A 17,808-nucleotide genomic window follows, 5' to 3' on the forward strand; every position below is an offset into this window, starting at 1 on the left:
GGCCTCAGACGATCGGTTGGTGGACGGTGACCAGTTTGGTGCCGTCGGGGAACGTCGCTTCGACCTGGATCTCCGGGATCATTTCCGGGATGCCTTCCATCACCTGATCGCGGGTCAGCAGGGTGGTGCCGTAGTGCATCAGCTCGGCCACGGTCTGGCCGTCACGGGCGCCTTCGAGCAGCGCTGCGGAGATGAAGGCCATGGCTTCCGGATAATTGAGCTTCACGCCACGGGCCAGTCGCCGCTCGGCAACGAGGCCGGCGGTGAAGATCAGCAGCTTGTCTTTTTCGCGTGGGGTCAGGTCCATCGTTTGAAATCCATTGTCGGCAGTTGAAGAAAAATCAGGTATTCCAGATTCGGGGAGGCAGGGCTTCACGGCCGAGCAACACAGGCCTGAGCAGTCGCCACAGATCGATCAACCACCCACGCGCCAGCAACGCTTCACTGGCCAGGCAACGGGCGACCAACAGACCGGGCAACTGCGTCAGATCCCCGCGCACGTCGTGGCCCAACGAACGGCAGCGCTCCAGCAGTTCAGCATCGACTTCACCGGTCACCAGCAACGTCGCAAACACCGGATTGCCATCCAGCCCGATCGGCGAATCCAGCAATCCGTCATCACCGACGATGCGCTGGCGTTCATGCCACAACAACCGCCCATCACGGCGAATATCCAGATGCGCCTGAAAATGCCCGAGGTCGAAACGCTCGCCACTGGCTGGACGCCCGAGTGCCACCACGTCCCAGTAGAACAGCCGCGCATCGCCTTCAAGCTCGATCGAGGTCGTGAGTTCAGCCTGGGCGGCGCTGTAGACGATGGTCTCCTGAGGTAGCCATTCCAGTGTCGCGCCATCGGCGACATGCAGGTTCAGCGACTGATAAGCGGGCCCCGCCGCGCGATACCACTTGGCCGCGCCGGGGCTGGTGATCTGTGCCCAGGCGCCTTGTTCGACGCGGGCGCTGATGTCCAGCCGGTCACCGCCGGCGATCCCGCCCGGCGGGTGGACGATGATGTGCTGGCAGACCTCGGGCCCTTCGGCGTAAAGATGTTTTTGCACCCGCAACGGGCCGAGGTGGCGGCGTCGGGTCGGCCGCGTGCAATCGCCGAAGCGGGCGTAGGCCAGCTCCAGCTCGGCGTGCCAGCTCGGGGTAAACAGGGCAGTCGCAACAGGTAAGTTCATGTTTTCTGATTATCGTTAGGACGCTACAGATTAGACCGTAACCTCAAATAGTCACCAGCCCGCGTACACCTTCGGCTTCCATATTTTCGCCACGGCCCTGCTGCACGATCTCGCCCCGGGACATCACCAGGTACTGATCGGCCAGTTCGGCGGCGAAATCGTAGAACTGCTCCACCAGCAGAATCGCCATGTCGCCACGGGCCGCGAGCTTCTTGATCACTGCGCCGATTTCCTTGATCACCGACGGCTGGATGCCTTCGGTGGGTTCGTCGAGGATCAGCAACCGTGGGCGGCTGGCCAAAGCGCGGCCAATCGCGAGCTGCTGTTGCTGCCCCCCGGACAGATCGCCGCCGCGCCGCTGTTTCATTTGCAGCAGCACCGGGAACAGCTCGTAGATGAACGCCGGAACCTCTTTGGCTTCGCTGCCGGGGAAACGCGACAGGCCCATCAGCAGATTCTCTTCCACGGTCAGCCGGCCGAAGATCTCCCGGCCCTGCGGCACGTAGGCGATCCCGGCGTGCACCCGTTGATGCGGCTTGAACGTGGTGATCGGTTTACCTTCCCAGTTCACCGCGCCTTCCTTGGCCGGCAACAGGCCCATCAGGCATTTGAGCAGCGTGGTCTTGCCCACGCCGTTACGGCCGAGCAGGCAGGTCACTTCGCCGACCTTCACGTCAAAGCTCAGGCCGCGCAGGATGTGGCTTCCGCCGTAGTACTGGTGCAGCTTGTCGACTTGCAGCATGTTCAATTCCTCTTCAGCGGCCGAGATAGACTTCGATCACGCGCTCGTTGTCCTGCACCTGTTCCAGTGAGCCTTCAGCCAGTACGCTGCCTTGGTGCAACACGGTGACGTGGTCGGCAATCGAGCCGACGAAACCCATGTCGTGTTCCACCACCATCAGCGAATGCTTGCCCGCGAGCGACTTGAACAGCTCGGCGGTGAACTCGGTTTCGGCGTCGGTCATGCCCGCCACCGGTTCGTCGAGCAGCAACAGCTGCGGGTCTTGCATCAGCAACATGCCGATTTCCAGAAACTGTTTCTGCCCGTGGGACAGCAGCCCGGCCGGACGGTTGACCGAAGTGGTCAGGCGAATCGTGTCGAGCACTTCGCTGATCCGGTCTTTCTGCTCGCCGCTCAATTTCGCCCGCAGGCTGGCCCACACCGACTTGTCGGTTTTCTGCGCCAGCTCAAGGTTCTCGAACACGCTCAACGCTTCGAACACCGTCGGTTTCTGGAACTTGCGCCCGATGCCGGCCTGGGCGATCTGCACTTCGCTCATCTGCGTCAGGTCGAGGGTTTCGCCGAACCACGCCTTGCCGTGGCTCGGCCGGGTCTTGCCGGTGATCACGTCCATCAGCGTGGTCTTGCCCGCGCCGTTGGGGCCGATGATGCAGCGCAGTTCGCCGACGCCGATGTACAGGTTCAGATTGTTCAGCGCTCGGAAGCCGTCGAAGCTGACGCTGATGTCTTCCAGGGTCAGGATCGTGCCGTGACGGGTGTCGAGGCCCGGACCGACGCGTTGCCCGAGGCCGATCGAGTCGCGGCTGGTGCCTTCGTCCTTGTTGGGCTCCACCGGGAAAAAGGCCGGTTCCAGCATGAATTCAGCGCTCGCCGTGACTCTCATGATTCACCTCGTTTCTTCAGCAGACCGATCACGCCTTTGGGCAGGTACAACGTCACGACGATGAACAGCGCGCCGAGGAAGAACAGCCAGTATTCGGGGAAGGCCACGGTGAACCAGCTCTTCATGCCGTTGACCACACCGGCGCCGAGCAGCGGGCCGATCAGGGTGCCGCGCCCGCCAAGGGCCACCCACACGGCGGCCTCGATCGAGTTGGTCGGCGACATTTCGCTCGGGTTGATGATCCCCACCTGCGGCACGTACAGCGCACCGGCCAGACCACATAACACTGCACTCAAGACCCAGACGAACAGCTTGAAACCCCGTGGGTCGTAGCCGCAGAACATCAGGCGGTTTTCCGCATCGCGAAGCGCTGTCAGCACCCGGCCGAACTTGCTGCGCGCCAGCCGCCAGCCAATGAACAGGCTCGCCACCAGCAACAGTACCGTCGCCAGAAACAGCACCGCACGAGTGCCGGGTTCGGTGATGCCGAAACCGAGGATCGTGCGGAAATTGGTGAAGCCGTTGTTGCCACCGAAGCCGGTCTCGTTGCGGAAAAACAGCAGCATCCCGGCGAAGGTCAGGGCCTGGGTCATGATCGAGAAGTACACGCCCTTGATCCGCGAACGGAAGGCGAAGAAACCGAACACCAGCGCCAGCAATCCCGGGGCGAACACCACCAGGCACATCGCCCAGAGGAAGTTGCCGGTGCCGCTCCAGTACCACGGCAATTCGGTCCACGACAGGAAGGTCATGAACGCCGGCAAGCCATCGCCGGCGGCCTGACGCATCAGGTACATGCCCATCGCATAACCGCCGAGGGCGAAGAACAGACCGTGGCCCAGCGACAAAAGACCTGCGTAACCCCAGACCAGATCCAGTGCCAGGGCAACGATGGCGTAGCAGAGAATCTTGCCGACCAGTGTCAGGGTGTAAGCGGAAACGTGCAGCGCACTTTCCGCCGGCAACAGCGACAGTAGCGGCAGGGCGATCAGCAAGGCGAGAACCACCGCGCCGACAGCGAGAGTTACTTTGGGGCCGGCCTTTTGTGTGGCCGTGACTAGTAGAGGCTGGTTCATCAGTCGATCACCCGTCCTTTCAGTGCGAAGAGGCCTTGCGGACGTTTCTGGATGAACAGAATGATCAGCGCGAGGATCAGGATCTTGCCGAGCACCGCACCGATCTGCGGTTCGAGAATCTTGTTGGCGATGCCCAGGCCGAACGCGGCGAACACGCTGCCGGCCAGTTGGCCGACACCGCCGAGCACCACCACCAGGAACGAGTCGATGATGTAGCTCTGGCCGAGGTCCGGGCCGACGTTGCCGATCTGGCTCAGGGCCACGCCACCGAGTCCGGCGATGCCCGAGCCGAGGCCGAAGGCGAGCATGTCGACGCGCCCGGTGGGCACGCCGCAGCAGGCGGCCATGTTGCGGTTCTGGGTGACGGCGCGCACGTTCAGACCGAGGCGAGTCTTGTTCAGCAGCAGCCAGGTCAGCACCACCACGAACAACGCGAAGGCGATGATCACGATGCGGTTGTACGGCAGCACCAGATTCGGCAACACCTGAATCCCGCCGGACAGCCACGCCGGGTTCGCCACTTCAACGTTCTGCGCACCGAACACCAGACGCACCAGCTGAATCAGCATCAGGCTGATGCCCCAGGTGGCGAGCAGGGTTTCCAGTGGGCGGCCGTAGAGGTGACGGATCACCGTACGCTCCAGGGCCATGCCGATGGCAGCGGTGACGAAGAACGCCACCGGCAGCGCGATCAGCGGATAGAACTCGATGGCATTCGGCGCGTAGCGCTGGAACATCAGCTGCACGACGTAGGTCGAGTAGGCGCCGAGCATCAGCATCTCGCCGTGGGCCATGTTGATCACGCCGAGCAGGCCGAAAGTGATCGCCAGACCCAGCGCCGCGAGCAACAGAATCGAACCGAGGGACATGCCGCTGAAGGCCTGGCCGAGCAGTTCGCCGACCAGCAGTTTGCGCTTGACCTGGGCGAGGCTGGTTTCGGCGGCGGTGCGCACGTTGGCATCGGTTTCGACGCCGGGTTCGAGCAAACCTTCGAGGCGAGTGCGGGCCAGCGGGTCGCCGGTTTCACCGAGCAGACGCACGGCCGCCAGGCGCACCGCCGGGTCGGTGTCGACCAGTTGCAGATTGGCCAGCGCCAGGCTCAGGGCGGCGTGGACGCTTTCGTCTTGTTCGCCAGCCAGTTGCTGGTCGAGGAATTTCAGCTGCGCGGGTTTGGCGCTTTTCTGCAATTGCTGCGCGGCGGTCAGACGGGTTTTGGCGTCGGCGGCGAGCAATTGGTGGCTGGCCAGCGCGGTGTCGATCAGACCCCGCAGGCGGTTGTTCAGGCGCAGGGTTTTGGGTTGGCCGTCAACGGTCAGCTCGCCTTGTTGCAGGGCGTTGATCAGTTCGACACGGGCCGGATCGGGCTGCGCGGCCCAGGCTTCCAGAAGTTTGGCCTGTTGCGTGGGGTTGGCGGCGACGAAGTCTTCGGCGTCGCTGGCGTGGGCGGTTATCGGTAGCAAAAGTGCGAGGGCCAGGATCAAGCGGCAAAGGGCAGTGGGCATAACGGGCGTTCCTGTATTGATCGTTCCCACGCAGACGGTTCGACGCCTCGACGTGGGAACGATCAGATTGAGCGGGTTAACTCAGTTGCTCTTCACCGCATACTCCGGCTTCTTGTCGTTACCCGGAATGAACGGGCTCCAAGGCTGCGCCCGAATCGGCCCCTCGGTCTGCCACACCACGTTGAACTGACCGTCGCTCTGGATCTCGCCGATCATCACCGGTTTGTGCAGGTGGTGATTGGTCTTGTCCATGGTCAGGGTGTAGCCCGACGGCGCGGCGAAAGTCTGGCCGCCGAGGGCTTCGCGGACCTTGTCGACGTCGGTGGACTTGGCTTTCTCCGCCGCCTGCGCCCACATGTGGATGCCGACGTAAGTGGCTTCCATCGGGTCGTTGGTCACCGCTTTGTCGGCGCCCGGCAGGTTGTGTTTCTTCGCGTAGGCTTTCCAGTCGGCGACGAATTTCTTGTTCGCCGGGTTATCCACCGACTCGAAGTAGTTCCACGCCGCGAGGTTGCCCACCAGCGGTTTGGTGTCGATGCCGCGCAGCTCTTCTTCGCCCACCGAGAACGCCACCACCGGTACGTCGGTTGCCTTCAGGCCCTGGTTGGCCAGTTCTTTGTAGAACGGCACGTTGGAGTCGCCATTCACGGTCGAGATCACAGCGGTCTTGCCGCCGGCCGAGAACTTTTTGATGTTGGCGACGATGGTTTGATAGTCGCTGTGGCCGAACGGGGTGTAGACCTCTTCGATGTCTTTATCCGCTACGCCTTTGGAGTGCAGGAACGAACGCAGGATCTTGTTGGTGGTGCGCGGGTACACATAGTCGGTGCCGAGCAGGAAGTAACGCTTGGCGCTGCCGCCTTCTTCGCTCATCAGGTACTCAACCGCCGGGATCGCTTGCTGGTTTGGCGCGGCGCCGGTGTAGAACACGTTCGGCGACATCTCTTCACCTTCGTATTGCACCGGGTAGAACAGCAGGCCGTTGAGTTCTTCGAACACCGGCAGCACCGATTTGCGCGACACCGAGGTCCAGCAACCGAACACCACCGCGACCTTGTCCTGAGTCAGCAACTGCCGGCCCTTTTCCGCGAACAGCGGCCAGTTCGAGGCCGGGTCGACCACCACCGGTTCGAGCATCTTGCCGTTCACCCCGCCTTTGGCGTTGATCTCGTCGATGGTCATCAACGCCATGTCCTTGAGCGACGTTTCGGAGATCGCCATGGTGCCGGACAACGAATGCAGAATCCCGACCTTGATGGTCTCGGCGGCCTGTACGGTCCAGGTCATGCCCATCGCGGCAATGGATGCCGTGAGTGTGAAAGCCTTGATCAAACTGCGACGCTTCATTGTGCGATCTCCATGAACGTTAAAGTTTTTTATGGTTGGCAGATGCGAACGACTGAAGGCTGTTTTGCAAGGGCTGTGCCCGGTCGGGTTTGGGCAGGGAAATGTCGGTTTAGAGCGGTCGCGCACGGAGTCGGCGCACCACGAGAGGACGTGTTGCATGCAAAGGTGCAACGGGGTGCGCCAGATTGGGGCGCACCCGGAGGATTCAGCGGCGGCGCATCAGGCCGATGAAGAACAGGCCGCCGAGGGCTGCGGTGGCGACGCCGATGGGCAGGTCTTCGGGGGCGATCAGTGTCCGCGCCGCGACGTCGACCCACACCAGAAACACACTGCCGAGCAACACGCACACCGGCAGCAGACGCCGGTGCTCGGCACCGATCAGGCGCCGGGCAATGTGCGGCACCATCAGCCCGACAAAACCGATGGAACCGCTGATCGACACCAGCACCCCGGTCATCAACGAAGCAATCACGAACACCCGCAGACGCACCGCCCGGGCATTCAGGCCGAGGGTGACGGCGGTCTGTTCGCCGGCCATCAAGGCGTTCAGCGGACGGGCCATGCCGATCAGCAGAATCAAGCCAAGCAACACACTGAGCGCCGGCACCGCCAGCAACTCCCAGCGCGCCAGACCGAGGCCACCGAGCATCCAGAACATCACCGCCGAACTGGCGCGGTGATCGCCCATGAACAACAGCAGGTTGGCGATCGCCATCATCACGAACGACACCGCCACGCCGCACAGCAGCAGACGATCACTGTCCAGCCGACCCTGGCGGTTGGCGATGCCCAGCACCAGAAACATGCTCAACAACGCGCCGATGAACGCGGCAATCGGCAAGGTCAGCAGGCCGACGATTTCACCGACGTGCAGCACCACGATCACTGCGCCGAGGGTTGCGCCGGAAGTGACGCCGAGCAGGTGCGGATCGGCCAGCGGATTACGCGTCACCGCTTGCAGCACCGCGCCGATCAACGCCAGCCCGGCGCCTACCAATGCACCGAGCAGCATGCGCGGTACGCGGATCAGCCAGACGATGTGTTCCTGGCCGGCGCTCCAGTCCGGCACGCCGAGGCCGAACAACTTGTGCAGCAGAATCCGCCACACCACGTCCACCGGCACCCGCGCCGGGCCGAAGCCCAGCGACACCACGCACGACACCAGCAGCACCGCGCCGAGGGCAATCAGCAGCCAGCCGTAACGACGATTGATCATTCGCCGTGGAAACCTTTGGCCAGGGTTTCAACCGCCAGCACGTTGTCGATCCCCGGCGTGGCCTGCACGTAAGGGATGACGATGAAGCGCTGGTTCTTGATCGCGTCCACCGATTGCAGCGCCTTGTTCTTCAGCAGGAATTCGATCTTCTGCTCGGCGGTGATCTCGCTGTAGTCGACGATCACGATCACCTGCGGATTGCGCTCGACCACGGTCTCCCAGTTGACCCGGGTCCAGCTCGCTTCGACGTCATCGAGAACGTTGCGCCCGCCGGCGGCGTCGATCAGCGCTTGCGGCATGCCGAGGCGGCCGGAGGTCATGGCGCGGTCTTCGCCGCTGTCGTACAGGAACACCCGTGGTTTCTCGGCGGGCAGGTCTTTGCGGACTTCGGCGACCTGACTTTGCATGTCGGCGATCAGCGCGTTGGCGCGATCCTGCACGTCGAAGATTTTGCCGAGGTTGCGCAGGTCGTTGTAAGTGTCGTCCAGCGTGGCGGCCGGGCGCTTCATCACGAATGCACAGGATTCGGTCAGTTCATAGACGTTGATGCCCAGCGGTTGCAGGGTCTGCGGCGTGAGATCGCCGCCGACGCGCATGCCGTAGTCCCAGCCGGCGAAGAAGAAGTCGACGTTGGCGTTGAGCAGGGTTTCCACCGACGGGTACTTGGCTGCCAGTTCCGGCAGACCGTCGAGCAGCGACTGCATTTCCGGTGTCACCGACTTCCAGCCACTGACGCCGCTGTAGCCGGCCATCTTCGACTTGAGGCCGAGGGCGAGCATCATCTGGGTCATGTTGATGTCGTGACTGACCGCGTGCTTCGGCGCTTGCTTGAAGGTGACTTCACGGTTGCAGCTCTGGATCGTCAGCGGGTACTTCGTGGCCTCGGCAAAGGCGTGGGTGGTGCCCAGCAGCAGAGTGAGGCAAAGCAGGGAGCGCACAGTCATGGTCGGGTTATCCAGGTGATTCGCGGGTAGCCGTGGAGGGGGTGGGAGTCGATCAATGCTTCGACGCCGAACACGTCGCGCAGCAGTTCGACGGTCAGGACTTGTTGCGGGGTGCCGCTGGCGACGATGCGACCGTGGTTGATCACATACAAACGGTCGCAGAACGCGGCGGCCAGGTTCAGGTCGTGGATGCTCGCCAGGGTCCCGATCTGCAAACGCTTGACCAGTTGCAGCAGCTCCAGCTGATAGCGCGGATCGAGGTGGTTGGTCGGCTCGTCGAGGATCAGCAGTTGCGGTTGCTGGGTCAGGGCCCGGGCGAGGATCACGCGTTGTTTTTCACCACCGGACAGGGTGGCGAACTCGTGGTCTTCGAAGCCGTCGAGTCCCACGGACTTGAGGGCCTGGGTGGCGAGCTGGCGGTCCTCCAGCGTGTCGCCATCGAACAGGCCCTTGTGCGGCGTGCGGCCCATGGCGACCACTTCTTCGACGGTCAGGCCGAAGGCGTCGGGGAATTCCTGCAGCACCACGGCGATGCGTTGCGCGCACCAGCGTGAAGATTGTTTCCACACGTTGTGGTGGTCGAGTCTGACCTCACCGTGTTCCGGCTGACTGAAGCGATAGGCGCAGCGCAACAGGCTGGTCTTGCCGCTGCCATTGGGCCCGATCAGCCCGACGAACTCACCGGCGGCCACTTGCAACGAGGCGTCACGCAGCTGGAACTGGTGATGGCAGTGGCCGTGGCCCAGAGGTGTCCAGGCGAGATGGGTGAGGGACAGTGAGGTCATTTCGTTCCTGTTCTAGAAGGTGTAGTCAGCGGTGACAAAGAACGAACGAGGCTCACCCAGAATCCACTGCTGGCCCTCATTGTATTGGCTTTGCGCATACGTCCGGTCAAACAGATTGTTCACCTGCAACCCAAGCGTGGTGTTACGCAGGGCTTTCCACGACAGCGTCGCATCGACCACGGTGTAACTCGGCAGCTCGTTGCGGTTGGCCATGTCGGCGTAGCGCGCATCGACGTAACGCACACCGGCACCGGCCTTCAGGTCATCAGTGAGCGCCTTGCTCAGCCAAAGATTGGCGGTGCGCCGTGGCACGTCCACCGGGCGATTGCCATTGCGTGACACCGGCACGCCGCCGACCACTTCTTCGAAATCGTCGTACTTGGCTTTGACGATCGCGGCGTTGGCTTGCAACTGCCAGGCGTGTGGCAATTGCAGATCGAGGCTGGCTTCCAGCCCGTTCGACGATTGCTGGCCGACCTGCTGCTTGAGCGTCGGGTTGCCCGGGTCGTCGGTCAGCAGCTTCTTCTTCACGATGCGATACGCCGCCAGCGTGAACTCGCCGCGCTGATCCCAGAACAGCTGCTTCAGGCCGATCTCGGTTTGCCGCGCGGTGGACAAGTCGTATTGCTGCTGGCTCGGGCTCAGGGAAATCAGACCGCCGATGCCATCGGTGCTGGTGGCGACCTGACCGTAGAACGAGGTGTCCTGCGTCAGCGCAAACACCAGACCGGCCTTCCAGTTGTTGCCGGTCAGGGTCTTGTCGCTCTGGCTGCCGTCGACCAGGTTGTTGCGATCCACGTGCACGTAGTCGCGGCGCACACCGGTCACCAGCGACCAGCGCTCGCTCAGTTGCGTGCGGTTTTCGGCGAACACCGACATCTGTTTGGTGGTGCTGTCGAACTGATCGCGATACGGATCGGCGCTCTCGAAATAACCGGGTTGCGGGTGATAGCGATCCAGCGGCTGACCGTTCGGCAATACGTCGTTGAACGGCGAGTTGCTGTCGAGCTGAAAGCGGATGCGGTTGTAGTCGACGCCGGTCACGGTCTGGCTGTCGAGGCCGAACAGCGAATGCTTGAAGGTGAAAGTCTGGCGGTCGCCGACCTGTTCCTGTTTGTGGCCGATGCCGAAGTAGCCGCTGCGGCTCAGCTGCTGGCTACCGGCGTCGAAGTTGTAGTTCTCGGCGTTCTGCCAGCGGCGCTGGGCCTTGAGGTAGTACAGCTCGTTGCTGGCGCTGACCGCCTCGTTGATCTGCCAATCCGTGGTCAGGCGCGTCCATTGATCGTTGTAGTGCTGCTTGTCGTCGCGCACGTTGTAGTTCTTGTTGCGCAGGCTGTCTTTCAACTGGCCGTTGATCAACGGTGTGCCGAAGTAGTTCTGCGGGCGCTGGTCGCCGTAATCGTGGGCGAGGGTGAAGGTCAGGTCGTCAGTGGCCTGCCAGCGCAGGGCGGCGCTGATGAAGTCGCTGGACGATTCACCGCGATCAACCCAGCCATTGCTGCGCAGGCGATTGAGGTTGAGGCGATAGCTCAGGGTGTCGGTCAGCGAACCGCCGCTGTCGAACGCCTGCTGCTGGCGGTCGAACGAGCCGTAGCCGACGCGCACGTGGTTTTCGATTTCACCTTCGAACGGCTTCTTCGGGATCACGTTGACCACCGCGCCGGTCGCGCCTTCGCCGTACAGCACCGAGGCCGGGCCGCGCAGCACGTCGGCACGCTCCACCGACCAGGTGTCGACCGGGAACGTCACGGTGCCCATGCCGGTGTACATGCGGTTGCCGTCATACAACTGCATCACTGAACTCTGTCCGGTAAAACCCCGGGCCTGCAACGAAGTGCCGCCATCGCCCGGCGTGCCAGTTCGGCTGATGCCGGTGCTGCGCGACACCGCGTCCTGCACGCTGCGATCACCACGGGCGCGGACTTGTTCGCCGCTCAGGCTTTCGACGCTGGCCGGGGTTTCCATGGCCGTGAGGTTCAGGCGCGAGCCGGCGCTGGTCGGCGTGGTCAGGCTGACAGTCTGGTCGTCACTGGCCGGGGCGGTGATGGTGCCGGTGGGCAGCGTCAGCGGGGCGTTGTCGGCGTGGGCGCTGTGGTTCAGGGCGAACAGACAGAGGCTGGACAAGAGGTACTTGTTCATCGGGGCGGTGAATCACTTCTTCAAAAGAAAAGCCCGCAGGCTCATGACGGTGCATGGCTGCGGGCAGAGCAGCAAATTTGCGTTATACAGTAACACTAAAAAATGCCGGAGTTTAAGCCCCGGCAGTTTAAAGACCTGTCTAGATCGCGCATCTCGCCTGTTTCATGATGAAGTTGAGGCAGATTCAGCTTGTCGGCCCAGACGCGACAACAGCAGCCGATCCAGTAACCACACCACCACCAGCGAAGCCCCCACCAGCGGAAACACCACCGCCAGAACCAGCATGATCGCCACCCCGGTTTTCCACTTCGGCAGATCGTGACGCAGCGGCGGCACGCCGAATTTTCCTTGCGGGCGGCGCTTCCACCAGATCACCACGCCGCTGACGGCGCTGAGCAGAATCATCAGGCAGATCAGCAGCACGATGATCTGGTTGAAGGTGCCGAACATCTTGCCTTCGTGGAGCATCACGCCGATCTCGGTAGCGCGGGCAACAGCGCCGTACTGCTCGAATCGCACGTCGGCCAACACCTTGCCGGTGTACTGATCGATGTGCAGGGTCGCATCGTTACGCGGGTCGTCGGCGAACACGGCGATGGTGAACACGCCGGTCGCGGTGGTCGGCATCGTGATGCTGTAGCCAGGCTCGACCTTGCGCTTGATGGCGATGTTCTGCACATCCTGCAGGCGGATGGTCGGGGCGGCGGGGCCGTGTTGCATGCCGCCGTGGGCCATGTGTTCGGCGTGGTCGCCGGACATCGGCATCGGCGTGTTTTCCATCGCCCACGGTACGGTCTGGCGGGCAGCGTTGTTGAGGCTGCCGGCCTCGACGTCGGAGGTCGGCACGTTGTCCCACATCGCCGCCGGGAACACGTTCCACACCTGGGCGTATTGCTTGCCCCAGAAGCCGGTCCAGGTCATGCCGCTGAGCAACATCACCAGCAGCAAGGCCGCGCCCCAGAATCCGGTAACGGCATGCAGGTCACGCCACAGGACGCGGCCACGACTGCTCAGGCGTGGCCACAGAATCCCCGCTGCCTGGCCTCGCGGCCACCACAGGAAAACCCCGGACACCACCAGCACCACGCCCCAGCCGGCGGCCATTTCGATCAGTCGGTCACCGACGGTGCCGATCATCAGTTCGCCATGGATCGCCCGGGCGATGGCTTGCAGGTTCTGCTTGGCATCCTGCTCGCCGAGGATGTCGCCGTGGTACGGATCGACGAACACGTTCAGCTCATGGCCGGCATTGGCCACGACAAATTGCGCGCTGCGCTCGGCATTCACCGGTGGCAGGTACTGGGTGACCTGGCCCTGTGGATAAGCGCTTTTGACCTTTTGCAGCAAGTCATCGGCCGGCACGGTGTGATGTCCGGCGGGGACGTTCAGCAGGCTGCTGTACATCAGCGAATCGAGTTGCGGCTTGAACAGGTAAATGATGCCGGTCAGGGCCAGCATCACCATGAATGGGGCGACGAACAATCCGGCATAAAAATGCCAACGCCAGGCCAGGTTGTAGAAATTCGGTTTGGGCTGTTTCATCACGTGTGCTCCGCTTGGCTTGGATCTTCTAGTTGTCTGTTGCCGCCCGCTCCCTGAAGGGAGCGAGCGCCCTTCAGGGTTAGAAACTCATGTCCACCTTGGTCCAGAACGTGCGCCCCGGTTCATTGATCGCTTGCGGGTCGTTCGCCGGGTAGCCGAACCCGGCGTTGCCCGCCAGGTTCAGGTGTTCGGCGTAAGCCTTGCCGAACAGGTTGTCGACGCCGGTACTGACCTTCCAGTTTTTGTTGATCCGGTAGGCACCGTTGAGCGAGAACACGCCGAAGCCTGAACTCTTGTCGTAATCCTTTCCGACCACGTTGCCCTTGTTCTGGTCGATACGGTTTTGCGCGGCGACCACCCTCCACAGTGCGCCGGCGCTCCAGTTGTCTTCGGTATAGGTCAGACCGAAGCGCGCATCCAGCGGCGGCATCTGCGGCAGGGCCTTGCCATCGCTGCTGTTCTTGCCCCAGGCGTAGGCCAGGGTCGCGTCGGCTTTCCAGTTGTCGGTGAGTTTGTAGGCGACACCGAGTTCACCGCCCATGATCCGCGCGTCGATGTTCTCGGCGCGGGAAGTGCTCATGCCCATCATCCCCGGGGTGTAATCGAACAGGATGTAATCGCGCACCTGGCCGATGTAACCCGAGGCCCAGGCTTCGAGCGCGGCGCTCTTGTAGTTCACGCCGAAGTCGAGCTGGGTGGTCTTTTCCGGCTTGATCGAATCGAACGCATTGACCGAACCGGCCGGGCCGGACTTGGGCGAAAACAGCTCCCAGTAATCCGGAAACCGTTGGGCGTGACCGAGGCCGGCGTAGAGCGTGGTCGGGCTGTCGGCCAGGTCATGCTCGTAACGGACGAAGCCGCTTGGCAGTGTGTCGGCACGGGTATCGCCGGCGGTCGGATTCGGACGGGACATCATTCCCGAGCCGGTGGTCTGGCGATAATCCTTGGCCGAGGCACGGTCGACCCGGGCGCCGGTGATCAGCCGGTCGCGATCGGCGGCGTACCAGGTCATTTCGCTGAACACGCCGTAGTTATGGAAGTCGGCGTCCTTGGTGAACGGCTGATCCTTGTAGGTATCGATGCCCATCCCGCTGCGCTGACGGTGTTCGTTGGTCTGCGCGTCGAGGCCGGTGATCAGCTGGATATCGGCCCAGCGCCAGGTGGCTTTGATCCGTGCGCCGAGGGTACGGCGGTCGACGTTGGACGCCATGGGACCGGCCATCATCCCGGTGCCGGACGGGGTGCGCAGGGTGTAGTTGTCCATCACGTGGTCGGCGTAGTTGTAGTAGACCTGCGCTTCGAGCTTCTCCAGCACGTCGCTGATGTTGGATTTCTCGACGCGCAGACCGAGGCTTTCGCGCAGGAACTGCGAGCCGTCCATGCCGCGTCCGGCGTAGCGTGCTTCGCCGTCACCCTTGCCGGCGGTGAGTTCGATCAGGGTGTCGGCGTCCGGGGTCCAGCCCAGCGCCACGTCGCCGTTCCACTTGTCATAGCGCGAGGCAACGATGTCGTTGTTGCCGTCGCGGTAGTCGTCGGAATGCGCGGTGTTGCCGATCACCCGCACGTAGCCCAGCGAGCCGCCGGCCGCCGCATCGACGACTTTGTCGAAGCGCCCGTGGGAGCCCGCCAGCACGCTGGCGTTCACCCGGGTGCCGAGCTCGCCGAAGCTTTCCGGCTCACGGTCGAACAGGATCGTGCCGGCCGAGGCGCCCGGTCCGTAGAGCACGGTTTGCGGGCCTTTGATCACGGTGAGTTTGTCGTAGGTCTCGGGCGAGATGTACGAGGTCGGCGCGTCCATCCGGCCGGGGCACGCGCCGAGCATCATGCTGCCGTTGGTGAGGATGTTCAGGCGCGAACCGAACATGCCGCGCAATACCGGATCACCGTTGGTGCCGCCGTTGCGCACCAGGGCGAAGCCCGGAATGGTCTTCAGGTAGTCGCCGCCGTCGCTGGCCGGCACCGGTTGGCGCGGGTCCTTCGGGTTGGTGACGATGGTCAGCGGCGAGCTCGGGGCGATGGCGGTGATCACCGTCGGACTCAGTTCGTCAGCGTGGGCGGCGTGTTCATCGGCGTGGACCAGCGGGGACAGCAGGACGCCGCAAAGGACGGCGGTAGCGTGCCTGAAACGAACGCGGGATTCGTTCAGGGCAAAGGACGCCGGGGCAGAACCCGGGCGTGGGACAGCAGAAAACCTGGACATGACAATTTCCATCAAACAGTCGTAAACGACACGGCCGGCAGCCTGAGGCTGTCTTCTCAACCGTGTGCAATCAGAGGTGGGTGTTTACGCTGCGACGGGCGGGGCGCGGGTGCGGGCGCCGGGAAAGAAGGTCTGCCGGGCATGGCCCAGGCGCGGGGAGGGTGGGGTGAAGGTGTTGACGAGCGGAATGCTGAAAGTGGCGAAGCTGCCGCCGCCGGTCAGTGCCGGGCAGTTGAACAGCAGGCTGCAATAACCGCACTTTTCCCACAGCACATGGTGCGAGGATTGCGGTGGGCAGTGCTCGGCGGTGGGCTGCGCGGTGTGCCCGGAATGATCCATGCCCGCCATGTCCATCGACATGTCCATGCTCATCGGCATGGAGGTCGAGGCGTGCTGATCCATCGGCATCGACTGGGAAATCAGCGGGCCGATGAAGATCATCAACATGGCGAACAGGGCGATCCAGCTGCCGCGGGTCAGGCGTTCAGTCTGACGGCGTTGCAGGGAGGGCCTGGCGCTCAGGGGGCGCATGGGCGGAGTCTGCCGGAACGGTTACTGGGCGTGCGCGTGGGCTTGCGTGGCTTCCGGCGACTTCTTCTGCACGGCGACTTCGACGGTCACGTCACCGGCCTTTTCGAAGTGCATCGTCAGGGGAAAGCGCTTGCCGTCGGTCAGCAGGCTGCGGTCGGTCGGATTCATCAGCATCACGTGATAGGCCATCGGCGCGAAGGTCACGTTTCCACCGGCCGGGATGGCCACGTTCGGCACCTGTTGCATCTTCATCAGATCACCCTGCATCACGTGCTCGTGCAGTTCGGCAGTCGGGGCGATGGGCGAGTCGACGCTGAGCAGGCGGTCAGCCGTCTTGCCGGCGTTGTGAATGATGAAATACGCGGCAACGGTCGGCGCGTTCGGCGGCAGTTCCTGCGACCACGGGTGGGCGATTTCCAGCTCGCCGGCCTTGTATTCGTGGGCATGGGCGAAGCACGCAGGCAGCAACAGCGCAGCGATGACGATGAATTTGTTCAACATGGCAGTTCTCCAGAACGATTTGAAACGCAGGTCAAATGCGGGAACAAATCAAACCAGAGGAGAGGCGCGGGGATTGAGGCTCGGCCATTGCTGGCGCGGTGTCGGAGTCTGCAGCAATGCGGGTGCCACGCTGCGATTGCTTTCGTATCGGGCGAAATACAGCTGCGGCGAATGCCCCGGCAACGCCACCACCGGCGCCGATCCGGAACAGCACCAGCAATGCTGCATGGTCGAATGATTGTCACCGCTCTGCGGCGCTTTCTGATCGAGGCTGCCGATGTCGATCGCCACCATCTTCGTCCCGCTGCCGGTGCAGAAACTGCTCCACAGCAACTGCTCGGCCGGTGTCTGCGCCGCCTGCGCCATCGCTCCCGTCAACGGCATGGCGAGCATGTTGAACAGCACTGCAAAGCAGGCGATCCAGGCAAATGCGAGCCGGTGTCGGTTCATGGGACAGATCCGTAGGGTGGGCGATCAGGCGCGGCTATTTAGCCTGATCAGGGCCGATAAGTAAAAAAGCGTCGTGCGGTTTGGTGTCGCAGAGGATTCAGCCTGCTACGGCATGTAACCGCAAGCCCAGCGCCTTCATGACTTTCATGATAGTCGCGAATTCCGGATTTCCAGTGCTGCTCAGCGCTTTATAAAGGCTTTCGCGGCCCAGACCTGCATCTCGTGCAACCTGGGTCATGCCTTGGGCGCGGGCAATGTCATTAAGCGCTGCACGGATGAGAACGCCGTCGCCAGCATCTTCGTCAAAACAAGCGTCCAGGTAAGCCGCCATTTCCTCGGGTGTTTTAAGAAACTCTGCAGCGTCGAAGCGGGTGAATTTTTCGGTCATGACTTACTCCTCATTACCGATGCTTTGCGCCATCCGGATGGCGCGTTTGATATCTCGTTTTTGTGTCGACTTGTCACCTCCCAGCAGTAGCAGATAAATCACGTCACCTTTACGTGTGAAGTACATCCTGTAACCGGGACCGTAATGAACACGCATTTCATAAACGGCACTGCCAACGAACTCGCAATCACCCATGTTTCCATGCTCTGCACCTCGAATTCTGGCGATGATGCGAGCTTTGCCATTGGTGTCTTTCATCGAGTCGAGCCAATCGGCAAATGCAGGGGATCGTTCAAATTCGATCATGTCGAAATCGTATTCCTTGGGATACAGACTGACAAGCCGCATTTTTCTTGAGCGCTGAAGTGCGCTTCAAGAATT

General features: G+C 62.5%; 18 protein-coding genes. All 18 read right to left on the reverse strand.

The window, feature by feature from the left end; all coding sequences use genetic code 11:
• Nucleotides 1-4: 4 nt before the first annotated feature.
• The 18 genes from ureA to AC1RT4_RS18040 all read right to left on the reverse strand — a co-directional run bounded on the left by ureA (nt 5) and on the right by AC1RT4_RS18040 (nt 17,733).
• Nucleotides 5-307, reverse strand: coding sequence for an urease subunit gamma (ureA, locus tag AC1RT4_RS17955; RefSeq protein ID WP_007950602.1), 303 nt, complete (start codon nt 305-307; stop codon nt 5-7).
• 34 nt (nt 308-341) lie between these two features.
• Entirely contained in the window at nt 342-1,181 is an 840-nt protein-coding gene (locus AC1RT4_RS17960; RefSeq protein WP_493086680.1) for an urease accessory protein UreD, read from the reverse strand.
• A 43-nt stretch (nt 1,182-1,224) separates the two neighbouring features.
• Nucleotides 1,225-1,923 (reverse strand): urea ABC transporter ATP-binding subunit UrtE, encoded by a 699-nt coding sequence (urtE, locus tag AC1RT4_RS17965; protein WP_007950600.1) that lies wholly within the window; start codon nt 1,921-1,923, stop codon nt 1,225-1,227.
• Nucleotides 1,924-1,936: 13 nt separating this feature from the next.
• Entirely contained in the window at nt 1,937-2,806 is an 870-nt protein-coding gene (gene urtD / locus AC1RT4_RS17970) for an urea ABC transporter ATP-binding protein UrtD (RefSeq protein ID WP_007950599.1), read from the reverse strand.
• The gene (gene urtC / locus AC1RT4_RS17975; RefSeq protein WP_493086682.1) at nt 2,803-3,882 is read right to left on the reverse strand and encodes an urea ABC transporter permease subunit UrtC; all 1,080 of its coding nucleotides are present in this window, start codon (nt 3,880-3,882) and stop codon (nt 2,803-2,805) included. The genes urtD and urtC overlap by 4 nt, the downstream gene beginning before the upstream one ends.
• Nucleotides 3,882-5,384, reverse strand: a complete 1,503-nt coding sequence (gene urtB / locus AC1RT4_RS17980; protein WP_493086684.1) for an urea ABC transporter permease subunit UrtB — start codon at nt 5,382-5,384, stop codon at nt 3,882-3,884. The genes urtC and urtB overlap by 1 nt, the downstream gene beginning before the upstream one ends.
• Before the next feature lie 81 nt (nt 5,385-5,465).
• Nucleotides 5,466-6,731, reverse strand: coding sequence for an urea ABC transporter substrate-binding protein (gene urtA / locus AC1RT4_RS17985; RefSeq protein ID WP_007950596.1), 1,266 nt, complete (start codon nt 6,729-6,731; stop codon nt 5,466-5,468).
• Nucleotides 6,732-6,936: 205 nt separating this feature from the next.
• Complete coding sequence (locus AC1RT4_RS17990) at nt 6,937-7,947, reverse strand: FecCD family ABC transporter permease (protein WP_085609224.1); 1,011 nt, start codon at nt 7,945-7,947, stop codon at nt 6,937-6,939.
• Complete coding sequence (locus tag AC1RT4_RS17995) at nt 7,944-8,891, reverse strand: ABC transporter substrate-binding protein (RefSeq protein WP_493086687.1); 948 nt, start codon at nt 8,889-8,891, stop codon at nt 7,944-7,946. Before AC1RT4_RS17995 ends, AC1RT4_RS17990 begins: the two co-directional genes overlap by 4 nt.
• Nucleotides 8,888-9,676 carry an ABC transporter ATP-binding protein gene (locus AC1RT4_RS18000; RefSeq protein WP_493086689.1) on the reverse strand — a complete coding sequence of 263 codons (789 nt, stop codon included), beginning with the start codon at nt 9,674-9,676 and terminating at the stop codon, nt 8,888-8,890. Before AC1RT4_RS18000 ends, AC1RT4_RS17995 begins: the two co-directional genes overlap by 4 nt.
• Before the next feature lie 12 nt (nt 9,677-9,688).
• Complete coding sequence (locus AC1RT4_RS18005; RefSeq protein WP_493086691.1) at nt 9,689-11,815, reverse strand: TonB-dependent receptor; 2,127 nt, start codon at nt 11,813-11,815, stop codon at nt 9,689-9,691.
• 162 nt (nt 11,816-11,977) lie between these two features.
• Nucleotides 11,978-13,357 carry a PepSY-associated TM helix domain-containing protein gene (locus AC1RT4_RS18010; RefSeq protein WP_493086693.1) on the reverse strand — a complete coding sequence of 460 codons (1,380 nt, stop codon included), beginning with the start codon at nt 13,355-13,357 and terminating at the stop codon, nt 11,978-11,980.
• A gap of 79 nt (nt 13,358-13,436) precedes the next feature.
• On the reverse strand, nt 13,437-15,557 hold the full coding sequence (locus AC1RT4_RS18015; protein WP_493086695.1) for a TonB-dependent copper receptor: 2,121 nt from the start codon (nt 15,555-15,557) through the stop codon (nt 13,437-13,439).
• Nucleotides 15,558-15,641: 84 nt separating this feature from the next.
• Nucleotides 15,642-16,088 (reverse strand): DUF2946 domain-containing protein, encoded by a 447-nt coding sequence (locus tag AC1RT4_RS18020; RefSeq protein ID WP_493086697.1) that lies wholly within the window; start codon nt 16,086-16,088, stop codon nt 15,642-15,644.
• Nucleotides 16,089-16,109: 21 nt separating this feature from the next.
• Complete coding sequence (locus tag AC1RT4_RS18025) at nt 16,110-16,589, reverse strand: copper chaperone PCu(A)C (RefSeq protein ID WP_134021659.1); 480 nt, start codon at nt 16,587-16,589, stop codon at nt 16,110-16,112.
• Between the two features lie 48 nt (nt 16,590-16,637).
• Nucleotides 16,638-17,039, reverse strand: coding sequence for a DUF2946 domain-containing protein (locus AC1RT4_RS18030; RefSeq protein ID WP_192563337.1), 402 nt, complete (start codon nt 17,037-17,039; stop codon nt 16,638-16,640).
• Between the two features lie 97 nt (nt 17,040-17,136).
• Nucleotides 17,137-17,427 (reverse strand): addiction module antidote protein, encoded by a 291-nt coding sequence (locus tag AC1RT4_RS18035; RefSeq protein ID WP_085609233.1) that lies wholly within the window; start codon nt 17,425-17,427, stop codon nt 17,137-17,139.
• 3 nt (nt 17,428-17,430) lie between these two features.
• Nucleotides 17,431-17,733 carry a type II toxin-antitoxin system RelE/ParE family toxin gene (locus AC1RT4_RS18040; protein WP_102620223.1) on the reverse strand — a complete coding sequence of 101 codons (303 nt, stop codon included), beginning with the start codon at nt 17,731-17,733 and terminating at the stop codon, nt 17,431-17,433.
• Between the last annotated feature and the right edge of the window lie 75 nt (nt 17,734-17,808).

The sequence above is a fragment of the Pseudomonas sp. GW821-FHT11D10 genome (genome assembly GCF_058808435.1).